This is a genomic window from Neobacillus sp. DZ-9 (assembly GCF_059587065.1).
Window position 1 is genome coordinate 199,519 of sequence record NZ_JCAIOL010000010.1, and the last position, 13,517, is coordinate 213,035.

Below are 13,517 nucleotides of genomic sequence, written 5' to 3' on the forward strand. Positions count from 1 at the left end.
AAATTATTTTTTTAATCTTTCTTTGATATTTTCAGAGTGTGCAAGCAATATTAAAGCAAGGAGGATGATTGCCAACACGCTGGTCACCCAATGATCATTCTTAATGAACAAAAACACAGGAATGAGAAGGAATGCTCCTAACCCTGAAAAGGTAAAGCTTTTTGTGAAGGGATAGGTCACGAGGAATGCCAGGACAATCACCAGTGCAAGGAACGGCTCGAAGGCAACCATCCCGCCGACGAACGTTGAAATTCCTTTCCCGCCCTTAAATTTAAGAGTGACGGGTTTTAAATGGCCAATGATGGCAAAGGAGAGACCAATTAATTGAATCGGTTCAGAGAGACCGAGATACCGGCCAATTAGAATGATCAGACCTCCCTTTAAGGCATCCCCAAGAAACGTGATAACAAAAGCCTTTTTGCCATACAGACGCCCGGCATTTCGCGCCCCGACATTTCCGCTCCCATGCTGTCTGATATCCTTGCGATAGACCACTTTCGCCAGCAGAAATCCAAACATAATGCACCCAATGAAATAAGAGCAGGCAAAATAAAGCCAAATCATTCGAATCCCACCTTTCTGGTTGTGTGCAATTTTGGTAGCCCGTATCAAGTTGAATTATATATAATAAAAGTATGGTGGAAAATTCATCCACCTCTTTTTATTTTGAATAAGAATGCCAAAATCTTCAATTACTATTTTGTGTTGATTGTTTAGAGAGAATTTAGGTCATTATTTGGAGGGGATTTATGTCTAATGTTCTTGTAGTTGGCAGCTATGTAGTGGATTTAATGAGCCGAGCACCTCATCTTCCAAAGCCGGGGGAGACGGTTCTGGGTGGACCATTTCAGATGGGGCCTGGAGGAAAGGGGGGAAATCAGGCAACTGCTGCGGCGCGGTGCGGCTCAGAGGTTACATTTGTCACCAAAGTGGGTGATGATCTTTTTGGTAGAGACGCATTGAAACATTTTAAAGCAGAACATATAAATACCCTATATATTAGGGTTGATCCCAGCCAATCTACTGGAGTCGCGTTAATCGCTGTAGATGCGAATAGTGAAAACAGCATTGTAGTCGCGCTTGGAGCATGCGGTACTATTACGGAAGAGGAGGTATTCCATGCAGAGGAAAGGGTCAAATCAGCAGACATCATATTAATTCAACTAGAAACAAGTATTGAAGCGGTTGTAACGACTGTAAAGCTGGCTAAAAAATATGGGGTGCCTGTTATTTTAAATCCTGCTCCATATCAGGTATTTCCTATAGAAATACTTTCGGATGTAGCCTATATTACTCCAAATGAAACAGAAGCATTTGAGTTGAGCGGGGTAGAAGTAATAGATGAAGAATCTGCTTTAGTGGCGGCGAGGAAGATTTATGAAATGGGTGTTGGCACGGTCATCATCACGCTAGGCGCAAAGGGAGCGTTCCTTTATTCCGGCAGTGAAAATGGTGAAATGGTTCCTGGATTTACAATAGAGGCTGTTGATACAACCGGGGCCGGTGATGCCTTTAACGGGGGATTTGCTCACGCAATTAGCAACGGATACTCCGTTCGTGAAGCAATGAACTTCGCTAATGCAGTTGCCGCCCTCTCCGTGACCAAAATTGGCACTGCACCTGCAATGCCATATAAACATGAAATAGAAGAATTTTTAAAGCGTGAAGGGACCATTAAGTAATTGAAAAAACTCGGTTATGAGTAACAATTAATAATTAAAGGGATGACAGAAAAAAGTTTATAACCGACTTTTTCGTCATCCCTTTCCAATATTATTGTGCATCCAATTCTAATTGCTTCTTTAGTTCGGTTTGGATTCTTTGTTTTTCTTCTGCTGTTACCATGCCATAGTAGATTTTGTTTATCATTTTTCCTGTTTCCTTAATTTCCATCTGCTGAATGTTTTTTCCGGCTTCTCGATAGTTTTTCTGGATATCAACCATTTGATCAAAGGTAAGATTTGTTTTGATGTTCTTTCCCAGTGTTGCAAATATATCGGAGAAATTCGTTAAGCTTGATACGCTTACACCCTCATTAATGACCGCTTTAATGATTTCCCGCTGCCTTGATTGACGGCCGAAGTCCCCGCGAGGATCCTCGTATCTCATTCTAGAAAATACTAAAGCCTGGTCACCGTCTAGGGTAATGTCTCCTTTTCCAAAATGAAAACCATACTCATCGAATTCAAAATCATTTTGGACCTTAACCCCGCCAACGGCATCGACAAGGTCTTTAAAGCCTTCCATATTAATCTTCATATAATAGTCGATGGGGATATCGAGGAAATTTTCAACAGTAGCCATGGACATGGGTACCCCTCCAAATGCATATGCATGGTTAATTTTATCCTCATTCCCTTTCCCAACTATTTCAGTGCGGGTGTCACGCGGGATGCTTAGCATTTTTACTGAATTATTATTGGGATTTACGGCTAACACGATAATGGTATCAGAGCGTCCTTTATCACCCTTCCGTTCATCTACACCCAGCATTAAGACAGAGAAGGGCACCTTTTTTTCCAATACTACCGGCAGTTCACGTTTTTCCGGCTGGATTCGTTCAACAGGCTGGTGCATCGTTACAACCGCATTTTTTAAAGATTTATAGACGGTGTAACTATATACACCCACAGCAACAACGATTAGTAACAAAATAATCCCGGTAACCTTTAACCACTTTCTACTTCTCTTCTTCTGAGATCTCATATGATAAAACCCCCATAATTTTAATGATGCCATATTAATGGTTTCATTTTGGTGTCATTGTGGTGTCAGGCACCGTTCGTGGACACTTTGGTGAATTTGTCCGCCCTGGGTGGACATTCGTGATGGGTGATATGTATGGATGATTGAAGGTATGGTTCTTGGTGAAATATGCTGTGTCTTAGAGGTGATTTTTGTTTTTGTCTCGTCATAAAACGGAATCTAGTGGAATCGAGTGAAGGAGCTATATAGCTTATATTCTAGTTATATTATGAAGTTATCATTTATTTTACCATCTATAGTACATAATTCCCATTGTTCTTTAATTAAAATTCAATGAGTTTGATAATTAAGGCTCTTTTCGTAAACTTTGTTGCTTATGGAACTTAATAAGGTTCATTTACTAAGTTTCTGGGCAATTTTCGCAAATGTTCTTTCGAAAAGATGCCCCCATGCTTCTAGTTATACGGGTTGATAACTTATACGAAAAACAACAATTTATGCGAAAATAGCCATAAATTAAAAAAGCCAAACTCTTAAGGAGAAGGCTCTTCATTCGCTGTGTTAGTATTTTGACTTTCGGATGGGATATCTGATTCGCTTAAGTTTCCACCAGTTTGAATTATTGTACCAGATGTTTCTGCAGTCCCATCTGTTGGTGGGGGACCAGGGGTTTCTTCCTTTTCAATTAAGGCGCCGTCTGTGCCAAAAGTATATTCGACACCGCTAATTATATGGGTGCCTGTAATCATAACCCCATTAGGATAATCAAGGTAATACCACTTATTATTATCCTGAATCCAGCCAATAGCCATCTCACCATTTGGTTTTAGGAAATACCATTTAGAATCTAATTTGATCCAGCCGGTTTGCATCGAACCATCCTTGTCCAAGTAATACCATTTATTGTTCACCTTCACCCAGCCAGTCTTCATGACCCCATTTTCATCAAGAAAATACCACTTACTATCGACGTTCACCCAGCCGATTTGCATAACACCATTGGCATCGAGAAAATACCATTTTCTCTTGTCCTTAATCCAGCCAGTTTGTTTTTGGCCATTTTTATAAAAAAACCACTGAGTATCTTGTTTTGCCCAGCCATCAGCTATTTGGCATCGCTTAATAAAGTTATCCCATCGAGGCAATAGATTTCTTGGGCAGTTTTTACCCGTCCAATGCTTATGAGGGACAATGTGATCGATTGCTATATTGAATAGGTTCATTAAGTATTTAACAACCTCGACCGTATTCGTAACGGTTCGTTCATAATTTCCGTCCGCATTCACACACATTTCGATATGGATGGATGTTCGATTCCCAGGCCCATCCCGTCCATCTCCGGCAGCCCAGGCTACTTCATCGAAGGGAATGGACTGAATGATTTCATGGTCATCAACCTGCAAATGCCAGGACGCGGTACGGGTATTCCCGCGTTCTTGTAATCTCGCGTGTGCCTCCGCATCCGCCCCTATACTCGTATTATCAGTTTCATGAATAGTAATGTATTTTGGATCCATTTTTAACCCAGGACGGGTTTCGGTATTGGAGGCAGGAATGAGTCGTTGAATAATATTCATGGCTTGTCCTCCCCTTTATTATTTATTTATGCAAAAGAGGAGCATTTGGACAGGGCATCTGCTGAGGTGAATTTTTTTTATTAAAAATACCCTAGATACAGCTTTCGATTTGTTATTGCTTTTGCCAGCTAGTGTAATTTGATATCATGATAGTTGGGCTATATTTGGCTGGCAATTTTTAAATATGGATAGTGAATTGTATAATAATTGGTACATATATTCTTTGGAGGTTTTTATGACAAATCTATTGAAGGTAATGACTGTGTTTGGAACAAGGCCGGAGGCTATTAAGATGGCTCCGCTTGTCAAAGAATTAGAAAAACATCCTGATCAAATTCAATCGATTGTAACGGTAACAGCACAGCACCGCCAAATGCTGGATCAGGTCCTAAATATTTTTGAAGTTACACCTGACTATGACTTAAATGTAATGAAGGAACGCCAAACCTTAATTGATGTGACCACACGAAGCCTTGAGGGGCTTAATGACGTAATGGCAAAGGTTAAACCCGATATCGTTCTTGTGCATGGTGACACAACAACAACATTTGTGGCGAGCTTAGCGGCTTTTTATCATCAAATTCCGATAGGTCATGTGGAAGCAGGACTTCGCACACATAATAAATATTCTCCATACCCTGAGGAAATGAACCGCCAGCTGACAGGTGTATTAGCTGATCTTCATTTTTCGCCAACAGTACAATCAAAGCAAAATCTTTTAGTAGAAAATAAAAAAGAAGAAGCTGTTTTTGTTACAGGAAATACCGCGATTGATGCATTAAAAACAACCGTTAAAACGAATTACTCCCATCCTGTTTTGGATAAGCTTGGGGACGATCGATTAATATTAATGACGGCTCATCGAAGAGAAAACACGGGTGAACCGATGGAAAACATGTTCCGTGCGATTCGCAGAGTAGTGGAAAAACATGCTGATGTACAAGTCGTTTATCCTGTTCACATGAACCCAGTGGTTCGTGAAATTGCTAATCGTGTTTTGGGAGAAAACGATCGAATTCAGCTGATCGAGCCGTTGGATGTAATTGATTTCCATAACTTTGCTTCACGGGCCTATTTAATTTTGACTGATTCCGGCGGGGTTCAGGAAGAGGCGCCATCTTTGGGTGTTCCAGTTCTTGTTTTACGCGATACAACCGAGCGGCCTGAAGGAATTGCAGCGGGGACATTGAAGCTAGCAGGTACAGATGAAGAAACCATCTTTGGGCTGGCAGATGAATTATTGTCGGATAAGTCCGCCCATGACCAAATGGCGAAAGCCTCTAATCCATACGGAGACGGATTCGCCTCCAAACGAATCGTCGAAGCGATTCTTTATCATTTCGGAAGAAGCGAACAACGACCTGCAGACATGGAGTAAGCAGGGAAAGTGATAAATTTATGTAATTTTTAACAGCCCTCTTGTCTTGTTTCGAAGACAAGAGGGCTGTTTATTCATTGAATCCAAAAGAAGAGATGTGGTTATAAATGAAGTTTAATAAAATTCATCATATTGCAATCATTTGTTCTAATTATGAAAAGTCGAAGGATTTTTATGTGCGGATTTTGGGGATGAACCCTATTAGCGAGGTCTACCGAGAAGAAAGAGATTCGTATAAGCTGGATTTAGAAATAAATGGGCAGTATCAGATTGAATTATTTTCATTCCCAAACCCGCCAGCACGGCCAGGCTACCCGGAAGCTGCCGGTTTAAGACATATTGCCTTTGAAGTGGACGATATAGAAGAGGCAGCAGCCTATTTTGAAAAACACCAAATAAATGTCGAGGCGATCCGGATCGACCCATTCACGAACAAGAAATTCACCTTCTTCCCCGACCCAGACGGACTGCCAATCGAACTCTATGAGAAATAAACAAAAAGAAGAGCAGGAGACCATATCCAATCGTTTAACCTGCCCTTCTTTTTTAATTTGTCCGCATGGGATGAACAATTTAGCCTAACTGTCCACGAGCGGTGCCTGACACCATTTCTCCTCATAATAGTAATTAGCCTATGTACCTTTTTAGATAATTCTTGGGTTGGAGCCCATATTATTAGAAATTGGTGAATTCTTCTCCCCTTGAAAGGATGTCCAAAATACGTCTCAAGTCTTAGTTTTCTTTCCGTTTGAGGTCCATGGCACGCAGGAGTTTTTTCATGTATTGTGGAAGTAGTAGATGGAAATCATTTCTTTTGGTACAAATTGCAAGAATGTGAAACATTCTATTGATTTTATTCGTATGAATATAAAGGAAACCTAGTCAGGAGTCGATTATTATGAACCCTATCCTTTCATTAATCATTCGTTCATTTGTGGCTGTCCCTGTCACCGTTTTAACCGGGTTAATCAGCTTTTTAGCGCTGGAGCAGCACTTCCTGCCATCCCTGGGCTATGCGATTGCCGGCGGGGTCTTAACCCACTTAATACTTGGACTGTTCATGAACAAGAACTTTTTAAAAAAGCATCAGCTTTCAAGCAAGGAATACCGCTATATTAAGAAAAATTTAAAGGAGGCCAAGCGAAAAATCCATCGCTTGAATAAAAATCTTTTCACCATCCGCGATATTTCGTCTGTAAAGCAGAGAATCGATATACTAAGAATCACCAAAAAAATACACAAAATGACTCTTAAGGAGCCGAAGCGTTTTTACCAGGCGGAGCCCTTTTATTTTTCTCATCTGGATTCTGTGGTGGAACTGACCGAAAAATATAACTTCCTATCCACTCAGCCGAAAAAAAGCATGGAGCTGGACCAGTCCTTAATTGAAACACGCCGAACCTTAAATGAAATGACACGGATCTTGGAAGAGGATTTATATCATGTGATATCCGATGATATCGATACCTTAAATTTTGAAATTGATGTCGCAAAGCATACAATCAAGAAACAAAAGGACTCTAAATTTCCTGAAGAGAATAGGTGGCTAAAATGAGCGAAAACAACCCAATTCAACCCAATAAATCTGACAACTTATTAGATGATATCCTTGCAAATCCCTTTGGCGACGGACTCGCACCATCTAAAAGTCCGGTCCCGCAGACTGGTGAACCAAAGCCGGTCAAGTTAATTGACGTCATTCCTGAGGAACACCGGGCAAAAGCATATCAGATTGCCGAGCAAATCGATCCCGCCAACCATCAGGCGATGATTCAATACGGCACCCAGGCCCAAGGCAAGCTCCTCAGCTTTTCTCACACCATGCTCGAGCACGTTCAGAAAAAGGATGTCGGCGAAATCGGCGACATTATCAGCGACTTAATGAAGCGGCTGAATGAGGTGAATCCGGATGATTTAAAGGATGGGAAGCCATCCTTGTTTGCGCGTATGTTTGGAAAAATTTCCGGCTCCATCCAGGAGGTTCTTTCCAAATATCAAAAAACCGGGGCGCAAATTGACCGAATCAGTGTGAAGCTGGACCGTAGCAAAAATGTCCTTCTGTCTGATATCAAGCTGCTTGAGCAGTTATATGAAACGAATAAAGAATATTTCCACGCCTTGAATGTCTATATTGCAGCAGGGGAAATCAAGCTTGAGGAAATGAATGAAAAAATTATCCCGCAGTTAAAACAGGCGGCACAGGTCTCCAATGATCAGATGAAGTTTCAAGAGGTCAATGATATGATTCAATTTGCCGACCGCTTGGATAAACGGCTTCATGATTTGAAGCTAAGCCGAGAAATTACGATTCAAAGCGCACCGCAAATTCGCCTGATTCAAAATACGAACCAAGCGTTGGTGGAAAAAATTCAATCGTCGATCATGACCGCGATTCCGCTTTGGAAAAACCAAGTGGCAATTGCCTTAACGTTAATCCGCCAGCGTCATGCGGTGGAGGCACAAAAGCAGGTTTCAAAAACAACCAATGAACTGCTGTTAAAAAATGCAGAAATGTTAAAAACAAATACAATTGAAACCGCGAAAGAAAACGAGCGCGGCCTAGTCGATATTGAAACGCTAAAGAAGACTCAAGAAAACCTTATCACCACACTGGAAGAAACATTGCGCATTCAAGAGGAAGGCCGCCACAAACGTCGTGCTGCTGAACAAGAACTCGCTACGATGGAAAACGACCTAAGAATCAAACTATTAGAGATAAAAGGGAAATAACGAAAAAAGGGTCTCTAGAAGGGAGACCCTTTTAATTATTAACCGGGACTGTGTTATAGTACTCCTCTAGAGTGATGCCCCGTTTCATGATTTTTTTGGCGATGGTTTTGCCGACGTAGCGGAGATGCCAGGGCTCGTAAGTGTAGCCCGTTATGGCATTCTTTCCTCTCGGATAGCGGATAATAAAGCCGTAATCAGCGGCATGCTTCTCAAGCCATTTTGCCTCTTTTGTTCCTCCAAAGCATTCCTCAGCCGCGCACCGGCCATCCCCACCGGTCACATCAATGGCAAGCCCTGTTTCATGCTCGCTCGTTCCGGGAACTGCACTATAGGTTGCTGCTTTTTCATAGCCATCTTGATGTACATAGCTATTAAATAAGACCGTTTGAGCAGCGTGTGAGCGATAAGCGGATACACCCAAAAGATTTACACCCTGTTTTTTAGCACCCGTGAAAAGTTTTTCAATCGCGGAAGCCGCTGGAGTACGCATTTTCCGCTTCTCGGATTTCTCTTCAAAAATAAATGGGATATTCGCATCCACTAAATCCTCCGGCGAATAATTTTCCGGCAATTTATGCAGTTTATTGACAAGAACAGGGATACTTTCTGGATTGGCTACAACAGCAATATTATCTTCGGATGAGGAGCGGGTCTTATTCGTATGTGATGTTGGCTTGTTCAGTGCGATTTTTTCGTCTTCCTGTGCAAAATGAAATTTTTCCATGCAGCCTGCTAACAAGATAGCCGCTAGGAGAAGACATATAGTAAGGGGCCACAATTTTAACATGAATAACTTCCTTTTTTTAAAATTAAATCCTGTTATCATCATGGACACTATTAATAGACTTAAAACCTCTCAAGTCCTATTTAGAGACAATCATCCTAGCAGAAAATAGAAAAATACCCATCTGTTGGGTCCTAAGACACTTTTCATTTATAAATTTGTTGGATATAGTCTTGATAAACACATAAATCGTACGAAACGGCAAAGCCATTGAAAAGTGGTGACGCAAAACTAAAGGGGCTAATGTTTAACGACGATGCTAGCCAGTTACCGAATACGACGTACTCCTGCGATTTATGTAAACCACAATTGGGGGGTTATCATGTGTTGAAAATGCTTATTCGAGGCAAATATTATTATCATTTAATCCAGTACCGCCACAACGAAATCCTACAGCAGGATTGCCTTGATGAGGAATTAAGAATGAAGTTAAGGGTGAAATCCAGCTACCATAATAGCAAGGCCGTCGAGCTAGGAGCAAAAATGTAATCGTTAACAAAACTTGTCCAAAAAAAGCCTAGAATCCTAGGCTTTTTTTATGCGAACTTTTGTACAAAATTACAGCAGGAACAGGCTCGTCCAAGCAGTCTTTTGGTTACATGATGTTCATAATAAATTTCTTCAAAACCGCAAACAGGGCATTCAATTATGTGGAAAATTCGTCGTTCTCCTAAAATGGCATCTAACAATATCTCAAAGTCCATCCTCTTGCCCCCTATGATTTTTCTTTAAAGATAGCAAAAGCATGTTGTGAAAAGAGAAGAATTTTGTCATTTGAAAAAAGTTTATTTTCGACAAAAAAAGCGCGGGGATGGGGGCCCTGCGCCAATATAGTTTGATTAATGTGACATCGTTGCACTTCCATCATCATGACCGTCTTTCGTCACCTTTAGAATCCCAACAGCTCCTTTTGTAACATGATTGAATTGATGGGTGACAAACGGAAAACTTCCTTCTTTTGTGACAGTAAATTCGACTACAGCTCCGCCGCTAGCTGGGAGCATGATGGTTTGTAGTCCTTTCAAATGGTTAAACGGATTTCCATCAACAAAAACATCATCCATAACCGTGCCGACAACATGGAAGCTGCTTACTTCATTTGGTCCAACATTCATCACGTAAAACCGTACCTTGTCGCCTACTTTGGCAAGCAGAGGTTTGTCAACTAAAGCACCAACGGCCCCATTCGTATTAGCATCGCCTTCTTTTAATGCTTTTGTCGAAAAGACAACATACTTCGGTATTCCATTCGTAAAATCATCTAAATCGTTGTATTTATACCATTCATTCTGGATAATAACGAATTCACGATCGACCTCTGAGTCGGTTGGGTAGCCTTCTTTCGGTTTGACGATAATTGTTCCGTGCATGCCATTGGCAATATGGGCCAGCACTGGTTTTGTTCCACAATGATACATAAATACACCAGGATTATTAGCGGGATAACTGAAATTACCTGTTTGGTCAGGCATTACATTGGCAAAATCCGCTGAGGGTGAAGCGTGTACGGCATGAAAATCCATGCTGTGTGGAATCGATGGATCCATATTCGATAATTTAAAATTGATTTTATCCCCTTGATTGACGACAATGACGGGGCCGGGAACTTCGCCGTTAAAGGTCCAGGCTTTATAAACATCTCCTTTGGAAATTTCAATATCAGTGATTTGAGCAGTCATTTCGATATTCACTTCATGCTCTCCGATTCGATTTATTTTAACCGGAGTCGGTTTTTGATTCAAATGTTCATGCGGTCCCAATACTTTTGTAGCTGTGGATTTGCTTTCTTTCTCCTTAACGTTCTTTTCTTTTGAAACATCAGAAATACCACAGCCACTTAAAACCAAGACCGAAGTGACCAAAATTGCTCCTAATTTTGATAATTTGCTCACTTAAAACTCCCCCATTACCCTCATTATTATTGTTTACGCTTTCATTTTAACTTGTGAGAATATTCACATAAGTGATGGCGGTCACGCAAACTTATTAGGTATGTGAAGGATTTGTGAAAAGGTGAGCAAAGTTATGTTGTCACTGTAACAATATTAAATAAGTAATAAATAAAATGGTTATTCTAGAAAGAGAATAGGAGGTTAATTATGAAAGATAAAAATGACAAAACGAGTGAAGGCCTGAATCAAATCTTTGAAATCATCAATGCCAAAGGTGACACCGGCGAACTCAAGGAAATTGTCGTCGAGGAAAACGATTCCAGCGAAAATAACCCTTCCACCACATCATTAGATTAGCCAAAAGACCTAGATTCAGTTCTAGGTCATTTTTTATGCGTTTTGTGGATAAATCAACGTGATAATGTGGATACCTCAATGCTTTTTGTGGATAAACCACTGGGAAAAGTGGATAACTTTAACTGGATTGTGGATACATGAGTGGGTATTAATTGAATAATTTTAGTTATGCACATTATTTGTGTATAAATGTCTGAAAAGTGTGGATATTTTTCAGCGGAGTGTGGATAGCGCGCTTAAAACTGTTGGTAACTGCCGCAAAACCTGTGTATAAACCTAATGACTTTAAGCCTATTCAGTCATGATTATCCAAAAAGATGAATCATTTCCTTTATACGAAACAACTTAAAACAATATGACATTTGTCACCTCATTTTCATGACACTGCTTACTAAAATTTCCCACCCCTCCAACGTACAATGAAATCAAGAAAGCAGGAGGTGTTCGTAACATGAACGAAATTTTAACCCTAACAAACGTGACAAAGTCCTTTCAACATAAAACAGCTGTAGATAATGTATCTTTTTCGATTGGAAAAGGAGAAGTCGTAGCGATACTCGGTCCGAATGGTGCCGGGAAAACGACGACGATCTCGATGATTTTAGGGCTCCTAAAACCAACAGCAGGAGAGATCAGCTTGTTTAACCTCGAACCTCACGAAAAGCAGGTCCGCGAAAAAATCGGTACGATGCTGCAGGAAGTCAGTGTGATGACGGGCCTTAAGGTTCGGGAAATTCTTCAATTAATCAGAAGCTATTATCCAAGGCCGCTCGACCTGCAAGAACTCATCAATTTAACAGGACTTACCGAACAGGACCTTAAAACCCGAGCAGAAAAATTATCAGGCGGACAAAAGCGCCGTCTTAGTTTTGCTCTTGCTCTGGCAGGAAATCCCGAACTGATTATTTTCGATGAACCGACTGTCGGTATGGATATTACTTCAAGAAATCGATTCTGGCAAACCGTTCACACTTTGGCTGAACAGGGCAAAACAATTATTTTTTCGACCCATTACCTCCAGGAAGCGGATGACGCGGCCGATCGGATTTTACTTTTTAAAGACGGCAGCATCGTGGCGGATGGGACGCCGCAGCAAATCAAAGCGAGAATTTCTAAACAGTCAGTGTCCTTTATTGTCGATCCGGAACTATCCTTAGAGAAGTTATATCTTCACAGTGAAATCGATGATATTTATCGAAAAAATAACAGGGTTTATGTGCAGTCGTCGAATACGGATCGAGTTCTTGAATTGATTTTTCAAGAAAAAATCGGTGCGAGAGATATTCAAATTGAACGCGGTAAGCTGGAGGAAGCATTCGAACAATTAACGGGTAACACCAAGGAGGCTATGTAAGATGAAAGTATTTCAAATGCAATGTAAAACAGAGATTATTCGCGTGTTAAGGAATCGCTATTTCGTGTTTTGGTCGCTAGTGATGCCGATTCTCTTCTATTATATTTTCACGAATGTTGTCAATACGAATGCGCCGGATCAGGCCGAGTGGCAGGCACATTACCTTATGTCGATGACGGTGTTCAGTGTAATGGGCTCATCGATGATGACGCTCGGAATCAGGATGGTGCAGGAACGTTCGCAAGGCTGGTCAACCTTTATTCGAATTACACCGTTATCAGACGGCGTGTATTTTGCCGCGCAAATGGTCGGACAAAGCGTAATTCATGCCTTTTCAGTTACAATTATTTTTATCGCAGGAGCTTTAATCAATGATGTGTCCTTAACCGCAGCCGAATGGATCATGAGCGGTGTCTGGATTTTGCTCGGTTCGCTGCCATTTCTTGCAATCGGCACTCTCGTCGGAATGATGAAAAAAGTAGAAACTGCAGCAGGGGTCAGCAATGTCATTTATATGGTGCTCGCGATTTTAGGCGGGCTATGGATGCCGCTTGAGATTATGCCGAAAATGATGCAGGCCATCGGTAAGTGGCTGCCATCCTATAATTTTGGCAATGGTGCCTGGGAGATTGCTCGTGGCAACATGCCGGATTGGAAAAATATTCTGATTTTGATCGCCTATTTAGTCTTGTTCATGCTACTATCGATGTATATTAGAAGAAAACAAGAAGCGGTGTGA

15 protein-coding genes and 1 riboswitch are annotated in these 13,517 nt (G+C 41.1%); of the genes, 9 read left to right on the forward strand and 6 right to left on the reverse strand.

Annotation, left to right across the window (positions count from 1 at the left end; translation table 11 throughout):
- Positions 1-3: 3 nt before the first annotated feature.
- Positions 4-564: a glycerol-3-phosphate acyltransferase gene (locus tag AC59HZ_RS24680; RefSeq protein ID WP_496548401.1), complete on the reverse strand. Its 561-nt coding sequence runs from the start codon at positions 562-564 to the stop codon at positions 4-6.
- A 185-nt stretch (positions 565-749) separates the two neighbouring features.
- Here AC59HZ_RS24680 and rbsK point away from each other — a divergent pair, with 185 nt between their 5' ends.
- Positions 750-1,682, forward strand: a complete 933-nt coding sequence (gene rbsK / locus AC59HZ_RS24685; RefSeq protein WP_496548402.1) for a ribokinase — start codon at positions 750-752, stop codon at positions 1,680-1,682.
- 91 nt (positions 1,683-1,773) lie between these two features.
- On the opposite strand, the gene AC59HZ_RS24690 is transcribed toward rbsK, so the two are convergent.
- Both AC59HZ_RS24690 and AC59HZ_RS24695 read right to left on the reverse strand, forming a co-directional pair.
- Positions 1,774-2,706: an LCP family glycopolymer transferase gene (locus AC59HZ_RS24690; RefSeq protein WP_496548403.1), complete on the reverse strand. Its 933-nt coding sequence runs from the start codon at positions 2,704-2,706 to the stop codon at positions 1,774-1,776.
- 533 nt (positions 2,707-3,239) lie between these two features.
- Positions 3,240-4,283 (reverse strand): N-acetylmuramoyl-L-alanine amidase, encoded by a 1,044-nt coding sequence (locus AC59HZ_RS24695; RefSeq protein WP_496548404.1) that lies wholly within the window; start codon positions 4,281-4,283, stop codon positions 3,240-3,242.
- A gap of 235 nt (positions 4,284-4,518) precedes the next feature.
- Between AC59HZ_RS24695 and wecB the strand changes: the two genes are divergently transcribed.
- The 4 genes from wecB to AC59HZ_RS24715 all read left to right on the forward strand — a co-directional run bounded on the left by wecB (position 4,519) and on the right by AC59HZ_RS24715 (position 8,391).
- A complete protein-coding gene (gene wecB / locus AC59HZ_RS24700) occupies positions 4,519-5,661 on the forward strand; it encodes a non-hydrolyzing UDP-N-acetylglucosamine 2-epimerase (RefSeq protein ID WP_496548405.1) in 1,143 nt (380 codons plus the stop codon).
- Between the two features lie 107 nt (positions 5,662-5,768).
- Entirely contained in the window at positions 5,769-6,155 is a 387-nt protein-coding gene (gene gloA2, locus AC59HZ_RS24705) for an SMU1112c/YaeR family gloxylase I-like metalloprotein (protein WP_496548406.1), read from the forward strand.
- A gap of 404 nt (positions 6,156-6,559) precedes the next feature.
- Positions 6,560-7,216, forward strand: a complete 657-nt coding sequence (locus AC59HZ_RS24710) for a 5-bromo-4-chloroindolyl phosphate hydrolysis family protein (RefSeq protein WP_496548407.1) — start codon at positions 6,560-6,562, stop codon at positions 7,214-7,216.
- Positions 7,213-8,391 (forward strand): toxic anion resistance protein, encoded by a 1,179-nt coding sequence (locus AC59HZ_RS24715; protein WP_496548408.1) that lies wholly within the window; start codon positions 7,213-7,215, stop codon positions 8,389-8,391. The genes AC59HZ_RS24710 and AC59HZ_RS24715 overlap by 4 nt, the downstream gene beginning before the upstream one ends.
- A 31-nt stretch (positions 8,392-8,422) precedes the next feature.
- Here the strand turns inward: AC59HZ_RS24715 and AC59HZ_RS24720 are convergent, their stop codons facing one another.
- Positions 8,423-9,178 carry a M15 family metallopeptidase gene (locus tag AC59HZ_RS24720; RefSeq protein WP_496548409.1) on the reverse strand — a complete coding sequence of 252 codons (756 nt, stop codon included), beginning with the start codon at positions 9,176-9,178 and terminating at the stop codon, positions 8,423-8,425.
- Positions 9,179-9,365: 187 nt separating this feature from the next.
- A riboswitch (cyclic di-GMP riboswitch) is annotated at positions 9,366-9,450 on the forward strand.
- 49 nt (positions 9,451-9,499) lie between these two features.
- Here AC59HZ_RS24720 and AC59HZ_RS24725 point away from each other — a divergent pair.
- Positions 9,500-9,664 (forward strand): hypothetical protein, encoded by a 165-nt coding sequence (locus AC59HZ_RS24725; protein WP_496548410.1) that lies wholly within the window; start codon positions 9,500-9,502, stop codon positions 9,662-9,664.
- A gap of 47 nt (positions 9,665-9,711) precedes the next feature.
- Here the strand turns inward: AC59HZ_RS24725 and AC59HZ_RS24730 are convergent, their stop codons facing one another.
- Together AC59HZ_RS24730 and AC59HZ_RS24735 are read right to left on the reverse strand one after the other, a co-directional pair.
- The gene (locus AC59HZ_RS24730; protein WP_430070496.1) at positions 9,712-9,879 is read right to left on the reverse strand and encodes an acyltransferase; all 168 of its coding nucleotides are present in this window, start codon (positions 9,877-9,879) and stop codon (positions 9,712-9,714) included.
- 135 nt (positions 9,880-10,014) lie between these two features.
- Positions 10,015-11,067, reverse strand: coding sequence for a multicopper oxidase domain-containing protein (locus AC59HZ_RS24735; RefSeq protein WP_496548411.1), 1,053 nt, complete (start codon positions 11,065-11,067; stop codon positions 10,015-10,017).
- Positions 11,068-11,274: 207 nt separating this feature from the next.
- Between AC59HZ_RS24735 and AC59HZ_RS24740 the strand changes: the two genes are divergently transcribed.
- The 3 genes from AC59HZ_RS24740 (at position 11,275) to AC59HZ_RS24750 (ending at position 13,517) form a co-directional block, all read left to right on the forward strand.
- Complete coding sequence (locus AC59HZ_RS24740; protein WP_496548412.1) at positions 11,275-11,424, forward strand: hypothetical protein; 150 nt, start codon at positions 11,275-11,277, stop codon at positions 11,422-11,424.
- Positions 11,425-11,875: 451 nt separating this feature from the next.
- Positions 11,876-12,778: an ABC transporter ATP-binding protein gene (locus AC59HZ_RS24745; RefSeq protein ID WP_496548413.1), complete on the forward strand. Its 903-nt coding sequence runs from the start codon at positions 11,876-11,878 to the stop codon at positions 12,776-12,778.
- A 1-nt stretch (position 12,779) separates the two neighbouring features.
- Positions 12,780-13,517 carry an ABC transporter permease gene (locus AC59HZ_RS24750; protein WP_496548414.1) on the forward strand — a complete coding sequence of 246 codons (738 nt, stop codon included), beginning with the start codon at positions 12,780-12,782 and terminating at the stop codon, positions 13,515-13,517.

What these genes read in the sequence shown, in the direction of transcription:
- AC59HZ_RS24680 (WP_496548401.1), bottom strand. Translation starts at nt 564, where the DNA reads ATGATTTGGCTTTATTTTGCCTGCTCTTATTTCATTGGGTGCATTATG.
- rbsK (WP_496548402.1), top strand. Translation starts at nt 750, where the DNA reads ATGTCTAATGTTCTTGTAGTTGGCAGCTATGTAGTGGATTTAATGAGC.
- AC59HZ_RS24690 (WP_496548403.1), bottom strand. Translation starts at nt 2,706, where the DNA reads ATGAGATCTCAGAAGAAGAGAAGTAGAAAGTGGTTAAAGGTTACCGGG.
- AC59HZ_RS24695 (WP_496548404.1), bottom strand. Translation starts at nt 4,283, where the DNA reads ATGAATATTATTCAACGACTCATTCCTGCCTCCAATACCGAAACCCGT.
- wecB (WP_496548405.1), top strand. Translation starts at nt 4,519, where the DNA reads ATGACAAATCTATTGAAGGTAATGACTGTGTTTGGAACAAGGCCGGAG.
- gloA2 (WP_496548406.1), top strand. Translation starts at nt 5,769, where the DNA reads ATGAAGTTTAATAAAATTCATCATATTGCAATCATTTGTTCTAATTAT.
- AC59HZ_RS24710 (WP_496548407.1), top strand. Translation starts at nt 6,560, where the DNA reads ATGAACCCTATCCTTTCATTAATCATTCGTTCATTTGTGGCTGTCCCT.
- AC59HZ_RS24715 (WP_496548408.1), top strand. Translation starts at nt 7,213, where the DNA reads ATGAGCGAAAACAACCCAATTCAACCCAATAAATCTGACAACTTATTA.
- AC59HZ_RS24720 (WP_496548409.1), bottom strand. Translation starts at nt 9,178, where the DNA reads ATGTTAAAATTGTGGCCCCTTACTATATGTCTTCTCCTAGCGGCTATC.
- AC59HZ_RS24730 (WP_430070496.1), bottom strand. Translation starts at nt 9,879, where the DNA reads ATGGACTTTGAGATATTGTTAGATGCCATTTTAGGAGAACGACGAATT.
- AC59HZ_RS24740 (WP_496548412.1), top strand. Translation starts at nt 11,275, where the DNA reads ATGAAAGATAAAAATGACAAAACGAGTGAAGGCCTGAATCAAATCTTT.
- AC59HZ_RS24745 (WP_496548413.1), top strand. Translation starts at nt 11,876, where the DNA reads ATGAACGAAATTTTAACCCTAACAAACGTGACAAAGTCCTTTCAACAT.
- AC59HZ_RS24750 (WP_496548414.1), top strand. Translation starts at nt 12,780, where the DNA reads ATGAAAGTATTTCAAATGCAATGTAAAACAGAGATTATTCGCGTGTTA.